We start from the raw sequence: 25,857 nt of genomic DNA, 5'->3' as shown, positions 1-25,857 counted from the left end.
AGCCAGAACACTTTACATATTTTTTTGTATATGATTAAATAATTTAAATTTTAAATTTTAAATTTTATAATTAATGATAAGTTTAAAAATGAAAAAAATCATAACACTAATCTTTGCATTTATCTCATTGGTCTCTACAAACCTTTATGCAAAACCATTAACTCTACCAAGTAATGTAATAGCTTTCTCTAGTGTAGAGGGTCAGAAATTGCTAAAATCTGCTCCAGCGAAATATTCTCAACAATATTGGCAACTTGCAAAATATTTTACTACAGAAAATGGCGTATCTTTTTGTGGACCAGCTTCCGATGTCATGGTACTTAATGCTTTAGGGATACAACCGGCTTTAGCTCCTGCGCATATGCAATATTCAATATTTGACCAAAATAATATTTTTTATAATATAAACCTTATTAAAGAACAAATTGTGCCTGCACTTGTTTATTTTCATGGCCTTACTATGGAGCAAACAGCAGAAATAATTAATCAACAAAATACAATAGGTGCAAAAGCTCATGCTATAGTATTTCATGCAGATAAGTTTAAGAATGAAAAAGCATTTAAAAATAAACTTCTAAGTAGCATGAATGAAGGCAAATATATTATAGTTAATTATAATCGTGCAGATATGGGAGCTAAAGGTGGAGGTCATTTTTCTCCATTAGCAGCATATAATCCGACTAAAGATATGTGGCTACTTATGGATGTTGCTAGATATAAATATCCTCCAGCATGGATCAAAACATCTGACTTATATAAAGCTATACAAGCTAAAGACTATTCATCACATAAGCCTCGTGGAATTATTATTGTGTCAAAATAGATTTAAATACTATATTTAAACTAACCTATAATTTTAAGTATCTCCTGTATTTTTATACTATTAGAAAAAGGTTTTTTAGAGATTAAATATATATCATATTCTTCAGTTGTATATTTACTTAGGATCTCGACTACTAAATCTTCTTTAATATACTTATCAACTGTAAATGATGGCAAGTAAGTAACTCCTAGTGAATTGATTGCCATTTGTGCTAACAAACTTGAAGACGAACACTTTTGTAGTAAATTTATACTATATTCTTTATCTAATATCCAACTTTCTTTAAAATTCTCAGAATGATCTAAACATGGAAAATCTTTCAAATCTTCAGGAGTGTTAGGCTCTCCATATATCTCCAAAAACTCAGGGGATACACATACTCTTTTTTTCCATGTAGAAATTTTTTTAGCATAGAAATCCCAATATGGAAGAGATCCACAAAAAATAATTGCATCAAAAAAAATGATTATTGAGACGTTACTACTTGTTATACCATTTGCAGGTTTTCCAAGAGTAGCAAATACTTTACTAAGTATTGCTTCTGATAATTTTAATTTCCATAATTAACCAAACATATTTTTTAAAGCAGAAAGACTTTGTTTTGAATTTTCTTTACGAGTATCTGCACATTCTTTTTCTGTACCAACCCAATACAAATCTGTTTCTGGCAGCTCATCAATAAATCTACTTGGAGTTGAAATCTGCTTCTCACCAAATTTTTTACGGTATTTTGTCATCGTTATAGTTAGATTTTCTTTAGCTCTTGTAATAGCCACATAAGCAAGGCGCCTTTCATCTTCTATAGCTTCGCTTTCTATACTTTGCTGATGTGGCAATATTCCCTCTTCCATACCCATTATATAAACTTTTTTAAACTCTAGGCCTTTTGATGCATGCATTGTTATAATCTGAACTTGATTATCATTTTCATCTTCATTATCCCTGTCTAAAATATCTATTAAAAGCATCTTATTTAAAACTGCTGATAAGGACTCAAGCCCATTATAAGACTCATCTAATTGATTAACTATCCAGTTTAAAACTTCTACTACATTAGCATATTTAAATTCAGCCTGTTTTTCAGAAGAGCTCGAGTCCACAAGCCATTGTCTATAAGAAATATTATCAATAAATGCGTGTAGTATCTTTTTTAATTCTACTACAGAAATACTTGAAACTATTTCTTGTTGAACATTTAATATTAAATCTTTAAAGTTTAGTAGTTTCTTCTTTGTGAATTCACGTATTTCGAAAGGCTCCAAATTATGTAAAGTACAAAAAAAGCTATAATGGTGCTCACTAGCATATTCTCCTAATTTATGAATGGTTGCGCTACCAACTTCTCTTTTAGGAGTATTAACTACGCGCAAAAATGCTCTATCATCATCCGGATTAACAATTAGTCTTAAATAAGAGATAATATCTTTAATCTCAGTTTTTGAAAAAAATGAGCTTCCTCCACTTATAGTATATGGAATCTTATGCATCTGCATATACCTTTCTAAGAGATATGCTTGGTAGTTACTTCTAATCAAGATTGCATAATCAGAGTTTCTAGAATTAGTTTTTACTCTATCAAAAAAAATATCACTAGCTATAAACTGTGCCTCATCCTCATCATTTACCAAACTTATTACTTTTATCTGTTCACCATATGTTTTTGCAGACCATAGATTTTTCTCAAAAATATGACTATTATTTTCTATTAGTTTATTAGCAATATTCAAAATCCTACCTGTAGAACGATAGTTCTGCTCTAACTTAATAACTTTAAGATTAGGAAAATCTTCTTGTAAATGACGTAAATTTTCTGGGCGAGAACCTCTCCAAGCATATATAGATTGGTCATCATCACCAACTACTGTAAATTTATTTTTATTCTGTGTTAAATATTTTAAAAGTTGGTATTGAGATTCATTAGTATCCTGATATTCATCAATTAATATATATCTAAACTTATCTGCCCATAATTTTTGGATATTTTGATTATTTTTAAATAGCTGAATTGGCTGAAATATCAAATCATCAAAATCAAATGCATTATAAGATCTTAAATACTTTTGATATTCCTTATAAACAATAACTGCTTGTTTCTCTAAGTCATCTATTGGTTGAACCTCATCTGGAGTTAATAATGCAGACTTCCAAAAAGAAATTTTTGATTGGATAAATCCTGTATTTTGCTTCGGTAGCTGATATTGATCATAAGCAATATCATATATTAAAGTTGCTGAATCATGGCTATCAAAGAGAGTGAAGTTTTTCTTATATCTAATATCTAAAAAATGCTTTTTTAAAATAGATAAACCTAGAGAATGAAATGTTGATATAGTAAGACCTTTTGTTTTTTCTTTATCTAAACGAGACTTAACTCGCTCTTGCATCTCTTTAGCAGCTTTATTAGTAAACGTAACAGCCAAAATACTTTTTGCAGGATATAACAGCTTTTCTATTAAGTATGAAATTTTTTCAATAATAACACTTGTTTTACCACTACCAGCACCGGCTAACACCAATAACGGCGCGCTAATATACCTAACAGCTTCCTGTTGCTGTGGATTTAGATAATTTAGCATTTAACTATGATTTGATCATTATTTAGCTGATACTCTTGTTCTTTAGCTTCTTTATGAAAGACTACAAGCATATAGCACTCGTCATCTATAAATACTTTATTTACAATATTTGCTAAAGGTTTATTATTAATAGCTTTCAGATTAAATTCACTAATATTTGTCTGTGATTTTATTACTGCTAATTCTTTTTTAAGTTTAGCTTTGTAGTGCATTCTTGCTATTACCTCTTGCCCCATATAGCAGCCTTTAGTATAGCAAATGACATGCTCAATATTATCTAACTCTAATTCAGCAGGTAAAAACTGTTCAAAATTTTGAGCATTTATAGTAGCTAATTTATTAATAATGTTTTCTTTTTGTATTTGTTCGAAACTACTATTAGATACTAAGCTATCTTTTTCTAAAACATCATGATTTAAAAAACCATCTCTTTTAAAAAATAATGAGTAACCTTCATTTATTGAAAAACTCACTTTTGAAAACATTCCATATTTCTTTAACCACGTAATAAGATCTTCTACAACTCCTTCTTCAACTGAAAGTAATAATTTATCATCAGCAATATACTTAGCAAAACATAGCGAAATAATGCGTCCTTTTAAATTTGTAAAAGTTGTTAATAGGATATTATTATCCTGAGTTAATATATTTAGATCCGCTGTAACTAATCCTTGTAGAAACTTTTTAGTATCTACACCATTAACTTCTAATATTTGAAAATTATCATATTGGAAAATCATAATAAAACCTAACTATAGTAGAGTATTTTAACTAGTAGATTTTAGTATATTTAGAGAAACTATGCAAAAAATGTTTTTAGCTGATACAACTAATAATTAGCGCTAGTTCCACCAATTCCAGGAGGTTGATTATTTTGTATGCCACCTTGTGGACCATTTAACATCATCTGTCTATTTAATGTAGCATCTTGATCACTCATGGCTAAATTATTTCTAACATTTACTTCTGGTGTTGTAAGGTTAGCTAAATTTGGATTATCGTCTTCAGAATTATTTTTTTTAACTTTTGCATGACCAATTTGATGATGAGTAGGTTTTTCAGACCTCAAATAAGAAATATCTTGTGACTGTATATTAGCATTTTGATGCTTTCTATGCATTCCCATTACATTAGTTTGGAGATCTTTATCTTCGTTATCTACTTCTTGAATAACCGCTGTTTTACTATGATGCTCTCCATTTAACTTATTATTGTACATAATTCTTTGTTTTGATGTTTGAGCTAGCTCCTCACCATCATTGTTAGAATCATTTATAGCAAATGCACAAAAGGCTGGTGTAATAAAAGCCAAAGTTAATACTAATGGTAATAAAAATTTTTTCATGCTAAATTCCTTATTATAAGTTTTCTTTGATAATTTTTTCTAACTTAATTGTATCTTTTGCAAACTGTCTAATTCCTTCAGCTAACTTATGAGTTGCCATAGCATTTTCATTAATCAACCAACGAAATTTTGATTCTGTAAGCTCTGGATCTTGAGTTGAAACATCTAAACAATCAGATAATTTAGTTTTAAGGTTTTCTTTTCTTTGTTCTAAATCTTCAAGCAAAGATGGAGAGATTGTCAAAGCATCACAACCAGCCAAAGCTATAACTTGATCAACATTTCTAAAGCTTGCTCCCATAACAATTGTTTTAAAACCATGTGTTTTATAGAAATGATAGATAGATTTAACTGAATTAACACCATTATCATTTTCGATATTAGGGAAAACTTCTATATTATTTTCTTTTATTTGCCAGTCTGTAATTCTGCCAACAAACGGAGATATCAAATAAACACCAGCCTCAGCACATGCTTGAGCTTGAGCTTTATCAAAGATTAATGTCAAATTACAGTTTATACCCTCTTTTTGTAAAATTTTAGATGCTTTTATACCTTCCCATGTAGCAGCTATTTTTATCAACACTCGTTCTTTACCAATATTTCTATCTTGATATCTAGCTATAATTTTCCTAGCATAATCAATAGTTTCTGCTGCATTAAAAGATACTCTAGCATCAACTTCACTTGATACTTTACCATCAATGACATCAAGAATTTTAATACCAAAAGTAACTAGAATTTCTATTAATATTTCTTTAATTAGTTCATTGGTATTTAATTTCGGATTTTTTAATTTTATACTCTGAATAGTTTGTTTAACTAAATCAGAATATTTTTTATCTTTTACGGCTTTTAAAATCAAGCTAGGATTTGTGGTTGCATCAACAGGTTTATATTTTTTTATTAATTCAAAATCACCTGTATCAGCTACTACCATAGTAACTTTTTTTAATTGCTCTAATACTGACTGTTGCATATTTTAATAAAATTTAATTTAGATTATAATTACTAAAGTATACCGTTTGAAATACATTCAAGTAAATAAATAATCGGTATTTTTTTTAAAGATAAACACTAAGAAGTATATAAATTTAAATATTTTAATTAAGTAATCTCATATCTATTTTTAAGTAATTCAAACATAGCCCTAACAGCCATCATTTCACCACCTTTAGGTTTGCCCGGCATACTAGAATGATTCCAAGCCATCATATCAAAATGAATCCAAGTTGGGGCATCTTTTTCACCAATAAAATGCTCCAAAAATAAAGCCGCTTTTATAGCACCTGCAAAGGGAGTTAAATCACAATGAGAGATATCTGCAAATTCCGTTTTCAAGCTCTGTCTGTAACGATCAGCTAATGGAAGTCTCCACACATCATCTTGCATAGATTCACCAGACTTATAAATATCATTAGCGACTTTATCATCATTACAGAAAAATGCTGAAATTTCAGTACCTACAGCAACTCTAGCTGCGCCAGTCAAAGTTGTAAAATCTATCAAATAATCTGGTTTTTTTTGTGCTTCTTCATATAATGGTTCGGCTAATATAAGCCTACCTTCAGCATCTGTATTAGTTACCTGAACTGTAGTGCCATTTTTCATTTTAATTATATCACTAGGTCGATATGACTTAGCATCTATAGCATTCTCAACTGTTGGGATTACTAAACTCAAACTCACAGAAAGCTTATATTTCATAATCATATATGCAAGACCTATTGCATTTGCAGCACCTCCCATATCTTTGTGCATAAGCAACATTCCAGCAGCTGGCTTAACATTTACTCCACCAGTATCAAAAGCTACACCTTTACCAACAATTGAAATTTTAGGATGATTCTCATTACCCCAGTTTAATCTAACTAAACGCGGAGGTCGATGGCTACCTTTACCTACAGTATATACTCCCATATAACCTTGGATAGCAAGATCTTCATCAACCATCTCTTCAAATTTTGCATCAAATTTCCAGGCTATTTGTTTTATAATTTCTGAGATATCTGCGGGCCCCATATCTTCAGCTGGAGTCGTGATCATATCTCTAACTAAATAGTTTGCTTCTGTACTTATTAAAATATGTTGATATTTATTAGGTAAAAATAGTTTTATATCACTAGCATTATCTTTTGATTTATATTTTTCAAATTTATAGCATGCTAATGCAAATGCAATATAGTAAAGATTTAAGTCCTTTATCTCTGAATATTCAATATGATAATTGCCAGATGGTAATACTCCAGGTAAATCAGCAATACTAAACATAGACGTTGATACTAAACAGATAACCTTATCAATCTTTCCATCTAAATTAGGAATTATTAAAACTGTTTTATTATTGTTAAATTGCTTTACAAAATTCTGCAAGAAACCATCCTGATCATTCAACCAACTATTAAAGTTTTCTTTTTCAATCAGATATATAGGTAAAGAATCTATATCTTTTTCTTGTGTAAAACACGTTAACTCTGTCGATATATACATCTTTATAACTCCTCATTTTGATTTAAAATTAACCAGCTATTAAAATTTTGGACTGTACTAGCTGTTAATATACCAGCTGTCTTATAAAGACTTAAAAAGCCCATAACATAGTCAAATTCAGCATTATTTAATTCAATTAATCTTCTATAATAATCATTTAATAGTATAAAGTACTGGGTAATTGTTGTTGTACCTTGCTCATATCTTTGCTTGTATTTCTCGTATGCTATTTTTGCAGCTGCTACAACTTTACGTAAATTCATAACTTCTTTTTTCTTAAGCTGTACAAATCTAAATGCATACATAGCATCATTTTCGGCAACCCTACCCGTTTGAATCATATCAAACTCTGATGACTGATAATCATATGCTGCCTTTTTAAGCTGTGCGTAATTAGTTCCACCAGCGAATATATTCCAAGTTAAATTAATTCCAAAATAAAATGCATTTACAGTACCATTCATAGGTAAATTCTGATCAAAAACGGAGTTCCCTAGTGAACTTACTGCATTAAACCCAGGTGAGTATTTAACTTCAAAATTAACCTTTGGCATAAAAGTTCCTGTTACAGACTGATAATTATAATATTTACTTTCTTTTGTATGCGCAGAACCTAGGTATGATGGATTACTTCTCATTGTTAGCTCTTCCCAGCCTTCTTCAGTATCTGGAGATGGGTCTTTTATTTTAAATTTATTACTATATAAAATTATATCATCATCATTATCTGTAAATTTACGCAACTCTGCACGAGCAACTCTTTGCTGCCTTTTTGCCGCTGCATAGTCAGCTTGAGCTATATAATAGTTAGCTTTAGCTGTTTCATAATCTGCTATATCTGCAACACCTGAATCATAGTTATTTTGTAACTCATTATAACTTTGTTTATTAGCTTTTAAATTATATGAGTTATACTGAACATTTTTTATAGCTTTTGCTAAATTAAAATATGCATAACTAACATCATATAAAAACTGCTGATAATTAGTTCTATAGTCTTGTTGAGCAAACTGAGCAGTTTCTTGTGCTGACTGTAAATCTTTATATGCGCCGTAATCATATAAAGGCTGTGTTAATGTAATTAACCCTTGTATTGAATCAAATCTTCCCGTACGCTTATCACCATCAGCTCTTGGCTGACCTTGTAAAATATCATTTGCATTTATTTGCCCTCCAATATCTATCTTTGGTAGTAATTTACCTAATTGGATAGCAGGATCCATTTGTTGCGAGTCCAGTTGAAAACCTATATATTTATATTGTGGCGAATTTTTTATAGATTGCTTAATAGTAGTAGCATAGTCAGACACAATGCCATTGGCAAAGCCAAGACTGCAAAAAGATATACCTAATAATATTGATAAATATCTATTTATTATTCTCAAAGTATTACTCTTTTATATTTCTGCAAATAAACTTCTCAACTTTAGCTAAAGCACCATCAAGATTTGCAGAATTATTACCACCGCCCTGAGCCATATCAGGACGTCCGCCACCTTTACCATCTATATGAGAACTCAATTCTCTAGCAATATCACCTGCTTTTATTAATGATGTTAGAGATTTACTTACTCCAATTACAAACTGTACTTTACTAGAATTAATAGTACTTAAAACTGCAACTACTTTGTCATTTTTAGATTTATAATCATCGATTTTCTCACGTAACATCTTAACATCTGCACCCTCAATATTAGCAACAACTACAATTGTATCACCATACCTTTGTTCTTTGATATCACTACTTGATCCAGATAACAAATCCTTCTTTAATTTAGCTATCTGCTTTTCTTGGTTTTTGACTTGCTCTAGTAAAGACTCTAATTTATCAAAAATATTACTATCATTTGCTTTTAAAAACTTTTTAATAGTTACAACTTTATTTTCTATCTCAAAGGTATAATCTATAGCCTGTTGAGTAGTTATTGCCTCTATTCTTCTAATTCCAGAAGCAATACCGCCTTCTGAAACTATTTTAAATAAGCCAATATCTCCGGTATAACTCACATGTGTCCCACCACATAGTTCTATCGAAAAATTACCCATTGATATAACTCGAACAATATCTCCATACTTTTCACCAAATAAAGCTTCTGCTCCCATATTTTCAGCTTTTTCTTGTGATGTTTCTATAGTATTCACAGGGTGGTTTATTCTAATTTGCTGATTCACTAGAGTCTCAATTTGTTCAATTTGTTTTCTAGATAGAGCCTTATCATGAATAAAATCAAATCTTAGTTTTCTTTGATCAACCAATGATCCTTTTTGCTCTGCATGATCTCCTAATACAATATTTAAAGCTTTATGCAATAGATGTGTTGCACTATGGTTTGCAGCTATAGCTAATCTTTGCTGGTCATTTACTCTTGCAGTTACTTCATCACTTTTCCGTAAAACTCCTTTAGAAATTTTACCTAAATGTAAAATAGCACTACCTGACTTTTGCACATCTTCAACTATAAACTCTATTCCTGCTCCCTCAAGAAAGCCTTTATCACCAACTTGTCCACCAGACTCTGCATAAAAAGGAGTTTTATCCAATACTACAATAGCTAACGTTTGCTCTACCACTTCATCTACAAGAATACCATCTTGGTATATTTCAAGAACTTTAGCATCTTCTATTAAGGTTGAGTATCCCTTAAACTCAGATTTAACTTGAGAGTTAATCATATTATTATAATCGATATTAAATTTGCCAGCATCTTTTGATCTTTGTTTTTGTTCTTGCATCAACTTTTGGAAGGTAGGTTCATCAACCATTAAGCCCTTTTCTCTTGCCATATCTGCTGTAAGATCTAAAGGAAAACCATAAGTATCATAAAGCTTAAAAGCAACATCTCCGGAAATTCTATTATCTTTTAAATTTCCTATTTCTGCTTCAAATATTTTTATACCTTTTTCAATAGTCTTTAAGAAAAGTTCTTCTTCTTTTATTAAAGCTTTTTCTATAAGTTCTCTTTTTTCAACTAACTGAGGATATGCATCACCCATTTGATTAACCAACTCATCAACGAGTTTATAAAAAAATACTTCATTAGCACCTAACTTATTACCATGACGGATTGCTCGACGAATAATTCTACGTAAAACATAGCCACGGCCTTCATTAGAAGGCAAAACCCCATCAGCAATTAAAAATGTGCATGAACGAATATGATCTGCGATAACTTTCAATGATGCTGAATCAGCATCCTCAGTATTTGTTATTTGTTGGGCTTTTTTAATTAGTGCTTGGAAAAGATCTATATCATAATTATTATGTACATTTTGAAGGATAGCTGCAATTCTCTCTAGCCCCATACCAGTATCCACTGAAGGCTTTGGTAAATCTGAAGTACTACCATCAGCATGACGATTATATTGCATAAACACAATATTCCAAATCTCAATATACCTATCCCCATCTTCTTCAGGTGTCCCTGGTAATCCTCCAGATACATCTTCACCATGATCATAAAAAATCTCGGTACACGGTCCACATGGGCCAGTATCTCCCATTGACCAAAAATTATCAGACGAATCTATGCGAATAATTCTTTCTTTAGGCAAGCATATATGGTTATGCCAGACATCAAAAGCCTCTTCATCTGTAGCATATATAGTAACCCATAGCTTTTCTACAGATAACTTAATTTCTTTAGTTAAAAACTCCCAAGCAAACTCAATTGCTTCTTTCTTAAAATAGTCCCCAAAACTAAAGTTACCTAGCATTTCAAAAAACGTGTGATGTCTAGCTGTATAACCAACATTGTCTAAATCATTATGTTTACCACCAGCTCTTAAACATTTTTGTACAGTTACTGCACGTGAAAAATCTCTTTGTTCAAAACCAAGGAAAACATCTTTAAATTGAACCATTCCTGCATTTGTAAAAAGTAATGTTTCATCCCCAAAAGGTATTAGTGATGAACTTGGCTGGTACGAATGGTTTTTTGACTTAAAATAATTTATAAACTTATTACGTAACTCTTTAGTAGTAGTCATGATTTACCTTTAAGTAGATGTTCCTACAGATTTCTTAATTAAAATAAATAAAACAGACAATATTATAAACTATTTTGCTAAATAAAATAAACTCTACTGATCGCATTTACCTATAATTACATATATAATTTTTGATTATATAATTATTTTAAGATCTTAAAATGAAGAAAAACAAGATTATAGTTATCTCTATGTCATCAATTTTAATAATATTAATAGCTACAATCGGCTATTATTTTTATCATCAATCAGTTATCAAAAAACAAGAAGAAGCTAAAAAAGCAGCTGAGCTAGCAGCAATGCCTAAACCGTCAAGCTATTGTTTTATGACATATAAAATATCTACAGATAATGGTAAGACATGGGATAAAAAAATTATAAATGATGGGCAAAAAGTTACATATCAGGCAGAATGCTGGAAAAAATATCTTGAAATTATGAAAGATTTTAAATCTGAAACAGCTAAAGATGGTAACTGGATAGGTAAAACAAAAGATGGCAAAATGATTTCTAGCCCTTCTTTGCAAATATCAGAGGAACCTTTTGATCCTAACCATAAAAAACCTAAACTTAAACCTAAAGAAGATCCAACTAATGATTATTCAATTAACCTTCAACCATCTCAATAATTACAACTTAGAAATTTTCTGGTGATATTTCTTAATAATTTTATTTTTCATATCAAAGCTTTCTAAAGAACCAAAATTTTCTAAGTAATTTTCACTTTCAACTAAATTACTCTCATAAAGAAATCTTAGACTATTTTTACATTTTAAATCTTTTGGATAAGAATTCTTTTTAATCTGATACCATGCTGATAATCTACTAATATCGTCAGCCGAGACTATAAATAAATGTTTTCTAACTCTTGTAATCGCAACATAGAATAGTCTTCTTTCTTCCTCTATAGTCTCATCCGAGGCTTTGGTGTTCTTATCACCAAAAAAACCACCTTCTGTAACATCATAAACAACTACATAATCCCACTCTAATCCCTTTGCTCTATGCATTGACATTATCTGTATTTGATTTGGGTCATTACTATCTTGTTGATTAGATTTAAGATATATATTGTGTAATAACTCAATAAAATCGACTAAAGAGCTTTTTTTACTTTTAGCAAAACTTACTATGCCATTTATAATCTTAAGCTTTGATTTGCTTGAATGGGTTTCTCCTGAGATCTTAGAGATTTGCTTTTCTAAATCTAAATTTTCTAAAATAAAACTTATTGCTCTATCAGATTTTTTTATCCGAGTATTATTGAAAATAGCTCGCCAACTACTAACAACTGCTAAGATATTTCTTTTTTTAAAAGGCTTATCTGCTGTTTTAGTAAGATCTGCTATTAAAGTCATCGCTTGTGAGATATCTTTAGCTATTTCTTGTGCTAATTTCTGCTTAGTGTCTCTTTTTAAATATAATGAAGGATAATCTAACATTGATTTTATAAATTCAACTCGATGTTCTATAGAATGTTTCTCAAAGCCATAACCTTTATTAAACAACATCAAATATCCATATATAGCCTTAAAAAGGTTTTCACTAAAAATATTTTTATCTGCTACAACTCTATATGCTAAATCGTTATACAGACAACTTAGTTCAAAAACCGTTGTTGAATTATACTTTCTAACTAATATAGCAACCTGCTCTGCTTTTACACCACTATCAATCAATGCTTTTAACTTTAAAACAACCTTATCACTATTATCTAAGATACTAATATCTGTAGTTTTATCTTTTAATTTAGGATATGTTATACATAGGTTATTATGGCGTTTCTTATTATTAGTAATAATATTATTGGCCATAAGAGATACTAAATCACCATAACGAAAAGTATAAGATAGTTGATACTGTCTTACATTTTTAAAATCTTTTTTAAAGCCTTCTAACATATAATATGGTGTTGAACCACGCCACTGATAAATAGTTTGATCAACATCTCCAACAGCCATTACATAAGTATTATCTCCAACGAGACATTTTAAAAAAAACTGCTGTGCTTGATTTATATCTTGATACTCATCGATAATTATATAGGAATATAAACTATTTGCTCGAGCTATACTTGAACTATCTTTTTCAAATAACTTTGCTGGCAAATATATCATATCATCGTATGTAATTACTTTTTGCTTTTCACACTCTCTATTAAATTCAGCAAAAATCTTATCTAAAAGCCTTTTTTCTTTTACATTTAGATCTTTTATCCTTTGGTTATTTAAAGCAAGATCTGATTTAAGTAATGAAATATACTCTTTAAAACTCTCGATTCTTTCATTGTCAATATCTTTAATTATTTTAAATTCTTTTTGATATAACTTTAATAACTTTTGAATAATAATATCAACTTCGTACTCTTTAAGAATTTTTTCAACACTAATATAGCCTGCCTTGGCAAACGCTTGTAAGAAACTGTTGCCTAAAGAATGCATTGTGCGGACATTAATTAATCTAGATATTTCAGGTTTTAAAACTTTATTAAGCCTATTTGCAAAATCAAGCTGAGCAGATTTATTATACATTAAAACTAATATTCTATTAGGAATAATTCCTTTAGCTATTAAATACTCTATTCTAGCAATAAGAGTTTGTGTCTTACCGCTACCAGCAACTGCTGAAACTAAAGCATGTTTTTTAATATCATGATTGATAATTTTCTGTTGTTCAGATGTATACTGCATTTATTCTTGTGATAATTCTTGATCTAATTGCTTAGAAGATTCTTTTTTAGGTTGAGGAAAATTTTTATTAGTAAAAGTTCTGGTTACTATATAACTAAATGTTAAAACAATCTGCTTTAAAATATTTACAACAAATTTAACTAAGACAAATACTGTAACGCCAAGATATTTAATGTAATTAAATATACTTATATTTACTCTTTTATCCTTAATAAACTTAAATGGTGCAAATATGAATAGAGCTAAACTAATCATAACAATATAAGATAAAATAGATCCTAGCAGCTGTCCATACCATTGTGCAAATCTATAAAATAAAACCATACCAATAACTGTTAAAATCACTAATAATATAAATAAAAATAAGCTTTTCTTTTTCATCCTTGCCGCCCTTAAAATTCTAAGTTATACAATGATAGCATTATTTTATTATAACTGAAGTTACGTACTAAATATATTTTGAGTGTTATAAGTTGCGTTGAAGAGCAAGGAAACAAGACGTAGGAGCTACTAGTAGCTTCAAACCTTGGTAACGACGCTATTTAATGCAAATTAAATCATCCAAAAGACAAAAAGCTAAAGTTTCATCTGACTGCGTTAGAACTTTATTACCATAGCTACCGCTATGGTAATAAAAACCTGCCTTGTATATAACACTTTGTCTTTATGCTCAAATTTATGTTTAGTACGTAACTTCAGTTATAACTTGTGTTATAATCTTAGATCAAAATTATAGGAACTTTAAATTAACTTAAATTTATGACTACAGATCAAAGATTACATATTGTAACAGAAGCTCTAGATGATCTAAAAGGGCTAGATATCCAAGCTATAGATGTAGAGCATCTAACAGACATAATGGACAAAATTGTGATTTGCACAGCTTCATCAACCACTCATGCTAAAGCTCTTTCTAAACATTTAGAACAGGAGCTTAAAAGTAACAAAGTGTCTATATTAGGAATTGAGGGCGACAATAAATCTGACTGGATTTTGGTAGATATTGGAGATGTTGTAGCCCATATAATGCTTGAAGAAACTAGAAACCTATATGCATTAGAAAAGCTTTGGGATATCCAACGCACAAATAGCTAATTATAGCTACACTAATAAACTACCTTAATAGATCTATCTCAATAAAATTCGAAGTTAAAAAATTAAAAACCATTAATAATATGGCCAATATTTTAATATATGCACATGGGCGAGACTATATAAAGTAATGAAAAAAGCTATAAAAACTAGGCCAGCATGTTGATAAGCGAACAGATAGTGCATTAGTTTTAGAAAAAACTTTAGCAGAAAAATCTGGTTTATGATGGCAAGGTTAGAAACTCTATGTTAATAAATAAAACTTAAGAGACATTCTTTTTTATTGGGGTTATATGTAATATTTAGATTTATCTAAACTCCTCAATTTAGAAAAACATATTAATCCTTGTGGTAAATGCCAAGCATCTATAAAGCTTTGCCCTACTGGCGTAATAAAACAAGAAAAATTATCGATTTTCAAAAACGTATTTCATATTTAACTATTGAAAAATGAAATGCTATACCTTTAGAGCTTAGAGATAAAATAGGAACAATATATGGCTGTGATGATTGCCAACTAGATTGTCCTTTTAATAATCAAGCAGCTCTAATAATAGAAAAAGCTTTACAACAAAGAGATTCTATAATAAATAAGTCTTTATTAGAGCTTTTTGTATGGACAATAAATGATTTTGATAAGTATCTGCTATTCGAAGAATAGGCTATAATACATGGATAAAAAATATAACTATAGCTATAGGAAAATCACAATATAGTAAAAGCAATACCCAAGCTTTGATAATTAAAAAAAATAAATTCAGTAATGATCTATTACTAGAGCATATTAACTGAGCCATTGATAAACAACAAAGTTTAGCTCAAAAAAGATATAAATGATTGTGATTTATATATTGTTTGTTAGAATTGCTAAGGAATACTTTTATAAAACAAAGGAGAAAATAAATAATGAAATTAACTAAAACTCTACTTATAGCTCCATTAGTTGCTGGGGCTTTGATTAGTACTAGTTTTGCAGCAACAGATACTAAATCTGATATAAGCTACTCTGTTGGATACACTATGGGGGAAACTCTAAAAGCTCAAATGCAACAAAATAATGTTTCTGCAGATAACGGACAAGTTATTGATGGTCTAAAAGATGGAATTGATTCAAAAAAACCTAAATTGACTCCAGAACAAATGCAAACTGCTATGATGGATTTCCAAAAGCAAGCTATAGCTGCACAAAAGAAGGCTCAGTAAGAAATTTAAGGTGTAAAGAATGACTAAGAAAAAACTTTTAAAAGCACTAGCTGTAGCAGCTATCACAACTAGTTTAGTTGCTTGTTCTAATGGTAGTAGTGATGATTCTTCTTCAACTGCTAGTACAAGTTCAGGATCTACAGTAGCAACTACTACAAAAACAATAGATACAAGCAGTGACAACGTTAAAGCCAATGCCAGCTACACTATTGGCTATGGCATGGGATCAAGTATATCTCAAGATCCTAATCTTAAGAGCTATGATTTATTAAAAGATCAAGTAATAGCAGGTTTTAAAGATGCAATGGGTTCTAAGAAACCAGAAATCTCTGAGCAAGATATCAAAAACAATATGGGCTCTCTTCGTCAAACTATGATGAAAAAAATGAGTGAGCAAAGAGTAACAAGCTTCCTTAAAGTTAAAAATAGTATGTATAACTCTGACCTAACTCTTAAATCAGATGTTAAGAACCCTGACGTTGTAATATATGAATTTTTTGACTATCAGTGCATGTACTGTTCAAAATTGGCTCCAGGAATTGAAGAGATTATGAAACATAATAGTAATGTTCAAATTATCTTTGGTGAGTTTCCAATTTTTGGTCAAAGAGCTCCAGCATCAGAATATGCAGCTGAAGTTGGTACTGCAATCTATAAACTATATGGTGCTGATACATATGTTAAATATCATAATGGTGTATTTGCTACAGGTGAGGATGAAGGTAAACTAACTGACGCAACTGTAAATAAAGTAGCGACTCAAGCTGGTGCTAAGATTGATGCTGTTAAGAAAGCTATCACGAATGATAAAATAGCAGCTCATGTAAAATCCACCTTAGAAATGGGCTTTAAGGATCTTGATATCCAAGGAACTCCTTTCTTAGTTGTTGCTCCTCTTAAAGGTGCTAATGCTGATAATACTACTATAATAGATGGTTATACGAGTACAGCGAATATTCAAAAAGCTATAAATAAAGCTAAACCTAGTAACAAAACATCTTCAACTACTACTTCAGACAAATCTAAATAATTTAAAATTTATTTAAATTATCTAATCTTTAATTTTTAAAACATAAATAAAACTTATATAGCAATTTTATTTGTTATACTATGCTTCCTAAGAAACTAATAATAGAAATTCTAAAATGTTTCAAATAAGAAAAGGAAGTAAATATCTTGTTTTCTTTGTGGTAATATTTGTTGCTTTACCCCCTTTTGCTATTGATACTTATATCCCAGCTTTTGGTAAAATTAGTGATTTTTTTCAAGTAGATGTAAGTATTTTATCTATTACTGTCTCAACTTATCTTATTGGTTTTGGAGTCGGTATGTTTTTCTGGGGAGCATTATCAGATCGATTTGGCCGTAAAAATATACTTATAATCGGTATGCTCATATATGTATTAAGTACTATTTTATGTTCATTTGCACATGATTTTAGTACATTAGTATTTATGAGGTTCTTACAAGGCTTAGGTGATTCTCCTGCAGCTGTAGCTGCAGCTGCTATCCTCAAAGATTGCTATAGAGGGCAGAAACTAATAAAAATGATGGCTACCATGGTTATGATATTTATGATAGCTCCTATAGTAGCTCCAATCATTGGCAGTATTATTATTTATACAACTGGAAGCTGGCAAAATATTTTCCATTTTTTAACTATTTATGGAATTATATTGCTCATAATAACGTTAATAATTCCTGAAACACTCCTTTCACACAATAAGTCAAAGAGCTTATCATCTAGCTTTAAAGTCTACTTCAAACATTTAACAAATATACCTTTTATAGCAACATCTTTAGTCGCTGGTCTTTGTTTTGGGGCATTATTTAGTTTTATTAGCTCATCATCTAACTTAATTATAGAATACTATAAGCTTGGATATATCCAATACTGTATACTTTTTGCTTTGAATATTTGTGGCATCTTATTTTCTAGCTACTATATAAAGAAAAAAATAACCTCTTCTAATCAAAGGTATTTTATATTCGTTGGTTATATATCTGCTATTATAATTATAGTAGCGAATATTATAACTTCTATATTTTTTAATAATATTTATTTTTTTATAATTTTAAATGTACTTGCAACAGCTAGTTTTTCTTTAATAAATCTTATCACAACAACAAAAGCAATTGATTTATTAAAAGAAGGCTTTGCTGCTGGAAATGCTATTGTAAGACTTACAAGATTCGTAGCAGCTGGTTTTGCTGGTTTTTTCTTGAGCTTTTTATCTATATCAAATTTAATGGTAGATATTCCAATACAACAATTAGGATTTATAATTTTATCTATACTTATTTTTGTGATGATAAAAAATAGGCTATTTCCAGAAAAAGCATAACTAGAATATTTTTTTATGCGTATGGCAGTATGGTAAAGATCCTTGCCTCATATAATAATCTAGATGATAATCTTCTGCCACATAAAAAGGTTTCACTTCTCTAATTTCAGTAGCTACTTTGTATCCCTTATTGATTAAAGAATCTTTTAAGCTTTCTACGATTTGCTTTTGTTCATCGTCATAATAGAATATAGCAGACTTATATTGCTCACCAATATCAGGACCCTGACCATCAACTTGTTGAAAATCATGAATCTCAAAAAAGTATTTTAATAAATTTTCCAATGAGAGTTTTGTCTTATCAAAGATTATTCTAACAACCTCCAAATAACCTGTATTACCACTACATACTTCTTTATAATTTGGATATGGATGATCTCCACCACAATATCCTGATTCAGCAAATAACACTCCACCAAGTTTTTTCATGTAGTATTCAACACCCCAAAAACACCCTGCTGCAACAATAATCTCTTCAGTTTCACCAAAAATTTCTGATGCAATAAAATCAACTGATGCAGAATTTACACAATAACGAGTATTTAACTTAGTATAACTCTCTCCATGAAATATATGGCCTAAATGACCATCACAATTATTACATAATATTTCTGTTCTTCGTCCATCAGCATCTGGAAGCTCTTTAACATTATTATCTATATGAATATCATAACTAGGCCAACCACAAGTTGAAATAAATTTACTATCTGCTTTAAATAGTGGTGTACCACAATTTCTACAGATATATATACCCTTTTGATCTAAATCATTATATTTTCCTGTAAATGGTTGTTCCGTATCTTTATTGATTATAATTTCATATTCTTTTGGAGTTAAACTTTTTGTTTTAAGCACTCTAACACCCATACCTATCTTAATTAAATATAGTTAATAATTATTATACAAACTTTTGAAAAAGTATATTCTAATCTACAATATTTATATGATATTAAAATAGATTTCGTAGCAAATGTATAACAGTAAAAAATAGGCTACAATATAAAACATAGATATTATGTATTATTAGTCATATTTATTATTTAAAGATCTCTATAAAAAACATAAAATATAGGCAATAACTATATCTAACTAATATTGATGAAAGCCCTTACACAAAAATTACATAAAGAAATAAAAAGACTTCATTCATCTCAGGGAAGAAAAAAATCACCATATTATATTATAGAAGGTGTTAGATGCTGCCAAGAAGCTATTGAAAGACTTTCCAAATTAGAGATATATGCAATAATAACAACCGAAAAACTAGATAATAAGTTATATCATTCAGATAAAAAGCATATCCATATAGTTTCTGAAAAAGATTTTAATGAACTTTCACAAACTCAAAATCCACAAGGAATTTTAATACTAGCTTATAAAAAAGATTTTAAAGAACTCAAATTTAACGATAATTTCATACTAGTATTAGATAGAATCCAAGATCCAGGTAATATTGGTACAATACTTCGTACAGCAATAGCTGTTGGATTAAAAGAAATAATTCTAACAAATGGTACTGTAGACCCATTTAATCCTAAAGCAATCCGGGCAGGCATGGGAGCACAGTTTAGTTTAGATTTTTATTATCTTGATAATCTCAAACAATTAAAAACTATATCTAAGCTTAAAAATTATAAAGTATGGCTAACAACTCCTCATGAAGGAGTGTCTTGTTATGATAGAAAGTTCCAGCTTAAAGACAGTATATTAGTTTTTGGTGAAGAGGCAAATGGAATACAGGATTTCTCTGTAGGTGAAAAAACAATGATTCCAACTCTTAGTAATATTGAATCATTAAATGTGGCTCAAGCAGCAACTATCTATTTATTTGAAGGTTTGAGACAAAAACTGTTAAAATAGTACTAGAAATATAATTTAGTAGAAAAGGAGAAATACTATGAGTAAATGTAAAACACACAAAAATCATGACCATGAACATAAAGATGGATGTGGTCATACTAAAATAAAACATAACGATCATTATGACTACTTACATGATGGACCTCTACATCATAAGCATGAAGATCACTACGATGAACATACTTTATAAATTTCAGAAAAAAACCCCAATAATTGTAAACCTATCAAAGAAGAGTGCTGTGATCATGTCCACGGACTAGACTGTGGGCATGAAGCCATACCTCATGGAGATCATATTGACTATATAGTAGATGGTAGATTGCACCATCCTCATAGAGATCATTGTGATGATCATGGCCCTATTGAAGTAATAAAAAATAACAAAAAATAAAATCTAGAACTTAGCTATTATTTTTAAATTAATCTTGATGAAGATACCTTTGCTATAAGTTTATGTCTAAATGTAACTATATTTAATTATTAAAAATTTCTATTATTATCTTGCTGATAACTAATTATTAACTTAGTTACATCTTCACTAGACACATCATTTTATACTACCCCAATAAATTAAACAATATTTTCAATTATTTAGTTCCCATCTAAGCCGCCCGTTTTTCCAATAAGTTATCGTAATAAAATTCCATAGGTTTTTTATAATTGATAGACTCATGAAATCTTCTATTATTATAAAAATCTATATAATCATCCACATCGTTTCTTAGTTCAACAATGATCTACCCCGTCAATTTGGGACAGTTTACTACTTCATTTTCCATTATATATTCAAATTGATATGGAGTCATATAATTTATTGTAGAATGTCTCCTTTTTGTATTATAGTAAGCTTCAATATATTCAAATATTGATAGTTTAGCTTCTTCTCTAGTTTTATAGCTTTCATCATGTACTAACTCTACTTTTAAAGTTCCAAAGAAACTTTCACAAGCAGCATTATCGTAACAGCATCCTTTAGAGCTCATACTTGATAGTAGCCAGTGTTCTTTAATAATGTCTTGATATTGTTTGCTACAGTACTGTGACCCTTTATCAGAGTGTATAATCACACCACTAGGAAAATTTCTTCTAAATAATGCCATATTTAAAGCATTACAAACTAAATCCGCTTTCATCCTAGAATCCATTGCCCAACCAATAACTGATCTTGAAAATAAATCTATAATCACACAAAGATACAGCCACCCCTCTTGTGTAGGTACATAAGTTATATCTGTAACCCACCTATGATTTACAGATAAAGCAGTGAAGTTTTGTTCTAATAAATTATCATAAACATGTTTGTTGTGGTTAGAATCTGTAGTTTTCTTATGCTTACGAGCCGCTTTAGCATGTAAACCAAGTAATTTCATACGTTTAGATACTCTAGGTTGAGTAACTTTCCAACCCATATCTTTAAGCTCTTTGTATATCCTAACACTTCCATATCTAGATTTATGTTCATTAAAATAGCATCATCTAGTTCAGCATCATTATATTGCCTTTTACCTATAGGTTTATGAATCCATCTGTAATATGAAGATGTGCTCACATTCAAAGATTTACATAGTGTTGTTACTGGCATAACTTTATAATGCTCCTTAATAAAGGCGTACCTTACAGATTTTGCTTTGCAAAGTAAGCTGTGCCTTTTTTAGTATTTCACGCTCTGTTTCTGCCTGTTTGAGTTTTTTCTTCAAATCAGTATTTTCAAAAGATAGTTGCTGGTACTGCGTTTTATAATCTATCTTTATTTCTTTCTGAGGGTTTGACATGGCTTTGGATATCCAACTGCAAATGGTTTTATATTTAACCCCTAAATTATCTGCTATTTATCGTCTATTTGCATCTGGTTGTAAACATAATTTAACAGCTTCATCTTTAAACTCTTTTGTATATCTCATCTTGTCTCCTTTTCTTAACACCTAAGTGTCCCAAATAGGAGGGTATGATCACATTTATATAATTGCGCTTTTAGGTATCTTAATAAGATTAATTATTAGGTTAATTTAAACTAGCATTATTTAATTGTCTATCACTATAGTTTTTTTATTCAATTTATTTAAAACCTCACAAACTTCTTCAATCACCCTACTAGGAAGTATCCCAACATATCCACCTAGTTTTTTAGCTAAATTATCCCCAGCCAAGCCATGTACATATGTAGCTAATCTACTTGCTGATAAAGTATCTAAACCTTGTGATAAAAAAGCACCAATAATTCCAGATAGCACATCACCTTGCCCTGCTACTGCCATACCTTGATTACCTGTAGCATTTATATAGATTTCATTATCTTTACAAATTAGGCTTCCAGCTCCTTTTAGTACGACTGTGGTATTATATTTTTTAGCTAAAGCTCTAACTGCAGTAAATCTATCTTCTTGAATTTCTTGGGTTGTACAGCCAAGTAATCTTGCGGCTTCTGCTGGATGTGGCGTTATAACCTTATTTTCTAAATTAATAAATTTTTCTCTGATTTGCTGATTTATTGCTATTATATTTAGAGCATCTGCATCGAAAATTGCTGGCTGTGTTAAATTATCAATTATCAATTTTAAGATTTGTTGAGAGTCATCAGTTGTATCAAAGCCAACCCCTACTACCAAAGCTGAGAAAGTATCTAGATCTTTAGGGATATTCTGCAAAGATTTTGTCATTAGCTCAGGCATAGACATATCTACACGAAAGTCCATATCTAGAGATATCATTGAAACTTTACCACAACCACTATACAGAGCACTTTTACCAGCTAATTGTAAAGCGCCATTCATGCCAACATTACCACCAACTATTGCTAAATTTCCATAAGTTCCTTTATTAGTATTTTTCTTTTTTCTAAGGATATTTTCTAGATTTATAGCTTGGATATTGTTTTTATAAACTTGATATTCAGACTGGCTAAGTTTAATATTTTTACTATCAATTAGCTCTTTAACTGTTACTTTACCTGCATAATCTAAACCATCTCCAGTATGCAAACCTTGCTTATTTGCTAAAAATGTAATTGTTTCATTAGCCTGTATAGCATCTTCATATACTCTAGCGTTAAAAGCCCCCAAGCCACTAGGTACATCTATAGCTAATATATACTTTGAATTTTGATTTATAGTTTTTACAAGCTCTAAAGCATCTCCCTGTAAAGTTCTATCTAAACCTATGCCAAATACCCCATCTATAACTACGTCATAATCATCAATACTTACTAACTCTTTCAGAGGGTTCTTTAACTTAGAAAACCCATCATAATATCTTTGATTATCTTGATTACCTTTAGGAAAAATTCTACATATATCAACATCATATTGATTCTTATAGAGTTTAATAGCAGCAGCAATACCATCACTACCATTATTACCAGACCCAACAACTACTAGGATTTTATTTTGTTTATTGAATTTGTTACTAATAAATTCAACTATCTCATCAGATGCATTTTCCATAAGGTTTAACTCTTGAGAAATAGCATATTCTTCAATTTCACGACTTTGTTTTTCAGTAATAAAAGCCATATCTAAAGACCTAAAGAACTACTCTATATATAAGTATAATAAGCTAAAGATACAAACTTTTATATGATAAATTACTAGAACCTGTGCTTAGGCTGTTTTTTCATAAATGATCTATTAGGAGTACCTTTAAAACATTTAATAATATAAGGGTATCCTTTAGTAACATAATAGCCATAATAATTATTATGTACCATACCATTACATTCATCTAAATCACCACTACCAACTACATATTGATAATCATCAACAAACTCTCCTGTATACTTACCTCTAGGGCTATCTTGAGTATCTGGACGATTACCTTTTCTTAACTGATAACTTGATTTGACTGCAACTATTTTACCATCTTTATTAATATAACTTCCATAAATAGGAAAGCCATCTGCTGCAAAACCTATCACAGGAGATTCTACTGATGAGTTATTTTTAAATAGTGCATTTGGTGAAGCATGATAGTGATAAGTACCATCAGGTTGAGAATGAGCATGATGACTATCCATTATGAAAGTTGATTTTTCATACACTGGATTATAGCGCCATTTAGCATTTGAATTAAAACAACCAATTCTACCATCACCTACACCATAACAACCTGCTGCAAGCAAATCAACTTTAACTCCATTAAGCATAATTGCATTATCCATTCTCAGAGATAGAGGAGTTGGTCTAGCTGCTTGTTTAGGGCTCTTGGATATTATATATATTTGATATTGTGGTACCACCTTATTTGGAAAAGATCCTACTTCAGCATCATCATAAGCATGATTAGGGATACCATTACTGATAATGACACAATCCTCATCATTAGTTTCTACCGTCATATATGACGAGTTTTCTTGACCTAAATTGAAATCATTTGCTGATGCAAAATAATTACCTACATAATAGCTACAGTAAGGCGATCTTTCTGACAAAATTTTATTATTGGTATATTTACACCATCTTTATCCTTTATGATATAACCATGCCTATTTAATTGATGTAATCTAAAATATTCATATTCATGAGCAATACAATCAAATGGCGTAATTAGTATCATCATGCTAAAAAAATTTAAATCAAAGATAATTTAATATTTTTATAAAATGTAAGAAAGAAATTTCTTTATAATTTATTCCAAGATACTTAGAATAGAAATTACTACTAGCATATATAACTCTGGCTTACTTTGCCAACTAAACAGATGCAACTATAGCCCACTTCCTATTCAAAGATTTTATTAGCTGCGTAATATTATTGTTTTATATTTATTTTGATACAAACAATAATACTTATTTTACTAAAATTTTCCTGTTTTTAAAAAATAATCCACTTTCTTAAGAGTTTCAATATCATGATGAATTTCACCATGATTTTTATTTAAGATAATTCTATCATCACTATTTATAGCAAAAGCAGATTGCACCTCAACTAAACCATCATGATCATTATTAAGACAAAATCTGGCTAAAAGATTAATTTTTGAATGCCTTTTACCAGCAATTAATCCTACTGAAAACTTAGCAGATACAGCATTACAAACATCAAGATATTTATCCGTTACTTTCAGTTCTTTATTTGGTTTTAATATTTTAGAATAAAAAGGAATTTTATCACCAAAATTAGCAATCTTTGAGCCTCTAAACGGTGTAGCTATAAATACACATTTTTCAACGTTCTCAAGCTGTAGTTCATTTATAGATTTACAAACTATTATACCTCCCATACTATGGGCTAAGAAAGTAATAGATTTTGTATTTGGAATATTTTCTATAACTTGACACAATTTTGCAACTGCCACATCTATTCCTACAAATGTAGTAGGTAAATTTATAGATATAATTTCATCATGATGTTGTCTAAAGAAACTTTCTAAACTTCGCATATCCTTACTATTTTCAATAAAGCCATGAACTAGAATCAATATTCTATCTATTTTCATTTATTAATAAACACTT

The 25,857-nt window shown here is 29.9% G+C and carries 25 protein-coding genes and 1 pseudogene; 8 read left to right on the top strand and 18 right to left on the bottom strand.

Features of this window, described 5'->3' with window-relative positions:
- Positions 1 to 88 precede the first annotated feature (88 nt).
- Positions 89 to 823, top strand: coding sequence for a phytochelatin synthase family protein (locus tag CDV26_RS04760; protein WP_169709715.1), 735 nt, complete (start codon positions 89 to 91; stop codon positions 821 to 823).
- A 20-nt stretch (positions 824 to 843) separates the two neighbouring features.
- Here the strand turns inward: CDV26_RS04760 and CDV26_RS04755 are convergent, their stop codons facing one another.
- From CDV26_RS04755 to alaS, 8 genes are all read right to left on the bottom strand, one after another.
- Positions 844 to 1,224: a LysR substrate-binding domain-containing protein gene (locus CDV26_RS04755; protein WP_245806552.1), complete on the bottom strand. Its 381-nt coding sequence runs from the start codon at positions 1,222 to 1,224 to the stop codon at positions 844 to 846.
- A 162-nt stretch (positions 1,225 to 1,386) separates the two neighbouring features.
- Entirely contained in the window at positions 1,387 to 3,399 is a 2,013-nt protein-coding gene (locus CDV26_RS04750; RefSeq protein ID WP_088772312.1) for a UvrD-helicase domain-containing protein, read from the bottom strand.
- The gene (ygfZ, locus tag CDV26_RS04745; RefSeq protein WP_088772311.1) at positions 3,393 to 4,139 is read right to left on the bottom strand and encodes a CAF17-like 4Fe-4S cluster assembly/insertion protein YgfZ; all 747 of its coding nucleotides are present in this window, start codon (positions 4,137 to 4,139) and stop codon (positions 3,393 to 3,395) included. Before ygfZ ends, CDV26_RS04750 begins: the two co-directional genes overlap by 7 nt.
- Before the next feature lie 89 nt (positions 4,140 to 4,228).
- Positions 4,229 to 4,744, bottom strand: coding sequence for a hypothetical protein (locus CDV26_RS04740; protein WP_088772310.1), 516 nt, complete (start codon positions 4,742 to 4,744; stop codon positions 4,229 to 4,231).
- A gap of 13 nt (positions 4,745 to 4,757) precedes the next feature.
- Entirely contained in the window at positions 4,758 to 5,723 is a 966-nt protein-coding gene (gene tal, locus CDV26_RS04735) for a transaldolase (protein WP_088772309.1), read from the bottom strand.
- A gap of 128 nt (positions 5,724 to 5,851) precedes the next feature.
- Complete coding sequence (locus tag CDV26_RS04730; protein WP_088772308.1) at positions 5,852 to 7,234, bottom strand: M17 family metallopeptidase; 1,383 nt, start codon at positions 7,232 to 7,234, stop codon at positions 5,852 to 5,854.
- A gap of 2 nt (positions 7,235 to 7,236) precedes the next feature.
- Positions 7,237 to 8,610 (bottom strand): TolC family protein, encoded by a 1,374-nt coding sequence (locus tag CDV26_RS04725; protein WP_420809896.1) that lies wholly within the window; start codon positions 8,608 to 8,610, stop codon positions 7,237 to 7,239.
- 13 nt (positions 8,611 to 8,623) lie between these two features.
- Positions 8,624 to 11,221 (bottom strand): alanine--tRNA ligase, encoded by a 2,598-nt coding sequence (gene alaS / locus CDV26_RS04720; protein ID WP_088772306.1) that lies wholly within the window; start codon positions 11,219 to 11,221, stop codon positions 8,624 to 8,626.
- A gap of 161 nt (positions 11,222 to 11,382) precedes the next feature.
- On the opposite strand from alaS, the gene CDV26_RS04715 reads away from it, so the two are divergent.
- Entirely contained in the window at positions 11,383 to 11,850 is a 468-nt protein-coding gene (locus tag CDV26_RS04715) for a hypothetical protein (protein WP_088772305.1), read from the top strand.
- Here the strand turns inward: CDV26_RS04715 and CDV26_RS04710 are convergent, their stop codons facing one another.
- Both CDV26_RS04710 and CDV26_RS04705 read right to left on the bottom strand, forming a co-directional pair.
- Positions 11,851 to 13,911, bottom strand: coding sequence for an ATP-dependent helicase (locus tag CDV26_RS04710; RefSeq protein ID WP_088772304.1), 2,061 nt, complete (start codon positions 13,909 to 13,911; stop codon positions 11,851 to 11,853).
- Entirely contained in the window at positions 13,912 to 14,292 is a 381-nt protein-coding gene (locus CDV26_RS04705; RefSeq protein ID WP_245806508.1) for a hypothetical protein, read from the bottom strand.
- A gap of 378 nt (positions 14,293 to 14,670) precedes the next feature.
- Here CDV26_RS04705 and rsfS point away from each other — a divergent pair, with 378 nt between their 5' ends.
- From rsfS to CDV26_RS04680, 4 genes are all read left to right on the top strand, one after another.
- A complete protein-coding gene (gene rsfS, locus CDV26_RS04700) occupies positions 14,671 to 15,006 on the top strand; it encodes a ribosome silencing factor (protein ID WP_088772303.1) in 336 nt (111 codons plus the stop codon).
- Between the two features lie 903 nt (positions 15,007 to 15,909).
- Complete coding sequence (locus CDV26_RS04690; protein WP_088772302.1) at positions 15,910 to 16,206, top strand: FKBP-type peptidyl-prolyl cis-trans isomerase N-terminal domain-containing protein; 297 nt, start codon at positions 15,910 to 15,912, stop codon at positions 16,204 to 16,206.
- 19 nt (positions 16,207 to 16,225) lie between these two features.
- Entirely contained in the window at positions 16,226 to 17,236 is a 1,011-nt protein-coding gene (gene fipB / locus CDV26_RS04685; protein ID WP_088772301.1) for a DsbA-like infectivity potentiator lipoprotein FipB, read from the top strand.
- A gap of 115 nt (positions 17,237 to 17,351) precedes the next feature.
- Positions 17,352 to 18,551, top strand: coding sequence for a Bcr/CflA family efflux MFS transporter (locus tag CDV26_RS04680; RefSeq protein WP_088772300.1), 1,200 nt, complete (start codon positions 17,352 to 17,354; stop codon positions 18,549 to 18,551).
- Here CDV26_RS04680 and CDV26_RS04675 read toward each other — a convergent pair whose 3' ends face one another.
- The gene (locus CDV26_RS04675; protein ID WP_088773451.1) at positions 18,552 to 19,406 is read right to left on the bottom strand and encodes a bifunctional methionine sulfoxide reductase B/A protein; all 855 of its coding nucleotides are present in this window, start codon (positions 19,404 to 19,406) and stop codon (positions 18,552 to 18,554) included.
- A 243-nt stretch (positions 19,407 to 19,649) separates the two neighbouring features.
- Between CDV26_RS04675 and CDV26_RS04670 the strand changes: the two genes are divergently transcribed.
- A complete protein-coding gene (locus tag CDV26_RS04670) occupies positions 19,650 to 20,411 on the top strand; it encodes a TrmH family RNA methyltransferase (RefSeq protein WP_088772299.1) in 762 nt (253 codons plus the stop codon).
- Between the two features lie 37 nt (positions 20,412 to 20,448).
- Positions 20,449 to 20,802: pseudogene (locus CDV26_RS04665) on the top strand (hypothetical protein).
- Positions 20,803 to 21,013: 211 nt separating this feature from the next.
- Here CDV26_RS04665 and CDV26_RS12030 read toward each other — a convergent pair.
- From CDV26_RS12030 to CDV26_RS04640, 7 genes are all read right to left on the bottom strand, one after another.
- Entirely contained in the window at positions 21,014 to 21,124 is a 111-nt protein-coding gene (locus tag CDV26_RS12030; RefSeq protein ID WP_157671464.1) for an IS3 family transposase, read from the bottom strand.
- 24 nt (positions 21,125 to 21,148) lie between these two features.
- Positions 21,149 to 21,820: an IS3 family transposase gene (locus CDV26_RS04660; RefSeq protein ID WP_088772110.1), complete on the bottom strand. Its 672-nt coding sequence runs from the start codon at positions 21,818 to 21,820 to the stop codon at positions 21,149 to 21,151.
- Positions 21,778 to 21,993 (bottom strand): hypothetical protein, encoded by a 216-nt coding sequence (locus CDV26_RS04655; protein WP_088771820.1) that lies wholly within the window; start codon positions 21,991 to 21,993, stop codon positions 21,778 to 21,780. Before CDV26_RS04655 ends, CDV26_RS04660 begins: the two co-directional genes overlap by 43 nt.
- Before the next feature lie 16 nt (positions 21,994 to 22,009).
- Positions 22,010 to 22,183 (bottom strand): hypothetical protein, encoded by a 174-nt coding sequence (locus CDV26_RS12025; protein ID WP_157671462.1) that lies wholly within the window; start codon positions 22,181 to 22,183, stop codon positions 22,010 to 22,012.
- A 249-nt stretch (positions 22,184 to 22,432) separates the two neighbouring features.
- The gene (locus CDV26_RS04650) at positions 22,433 to 23,920 is read right to left on the bottom strand and encodes an NAD(P)H-hydrate dehydratase (RefSeq protein WP_088772298.1); all 1,488 of its coding nucleotides are present in this window, start codon (positions 23,918 to 23,920) and stop codon (positions 22,433 to 22,435) included.
- 74 nt (positions 23,921 to 23,994) lie between these two features.
- Positions 23,995 to 24,834: a YHYH protein gene (locus CDV26_RS04645; RefSeq protein WP_245806507.1), complete on the bottom strand. Its 840-nt coding sequence runs from the start codon at positions 24,832 to 24,834 to the stop codon at positions 23,995 to 23,997.
- Between the two features lie 365 nt (positions 24,835 to 25,199).
- A complete protein-coding gene (locus CDV26_RS04640) occupies positions 25,200 to 25,841 on the bottom strand; it encodes an alpha/beta hydrolase (RefSeq protein WP_088772296.1) in 642 nt (213 codons plus the stop codon).
- Between the last annotated feature and the right edge of the window lie 16 nt (positions 25,842 to 25,857).

The organism is Francisella halioticida (assembly GCF_002211785.1).
Lineage (GTDB): Bacteria > Pseudomonadota > Gammaproteobacteria > Francisellales > Francisellaceae > Francisella > Francisella halioticida.
This window is presented reverse-complemented; position numbering and strand designations above follow the sequence as displayed.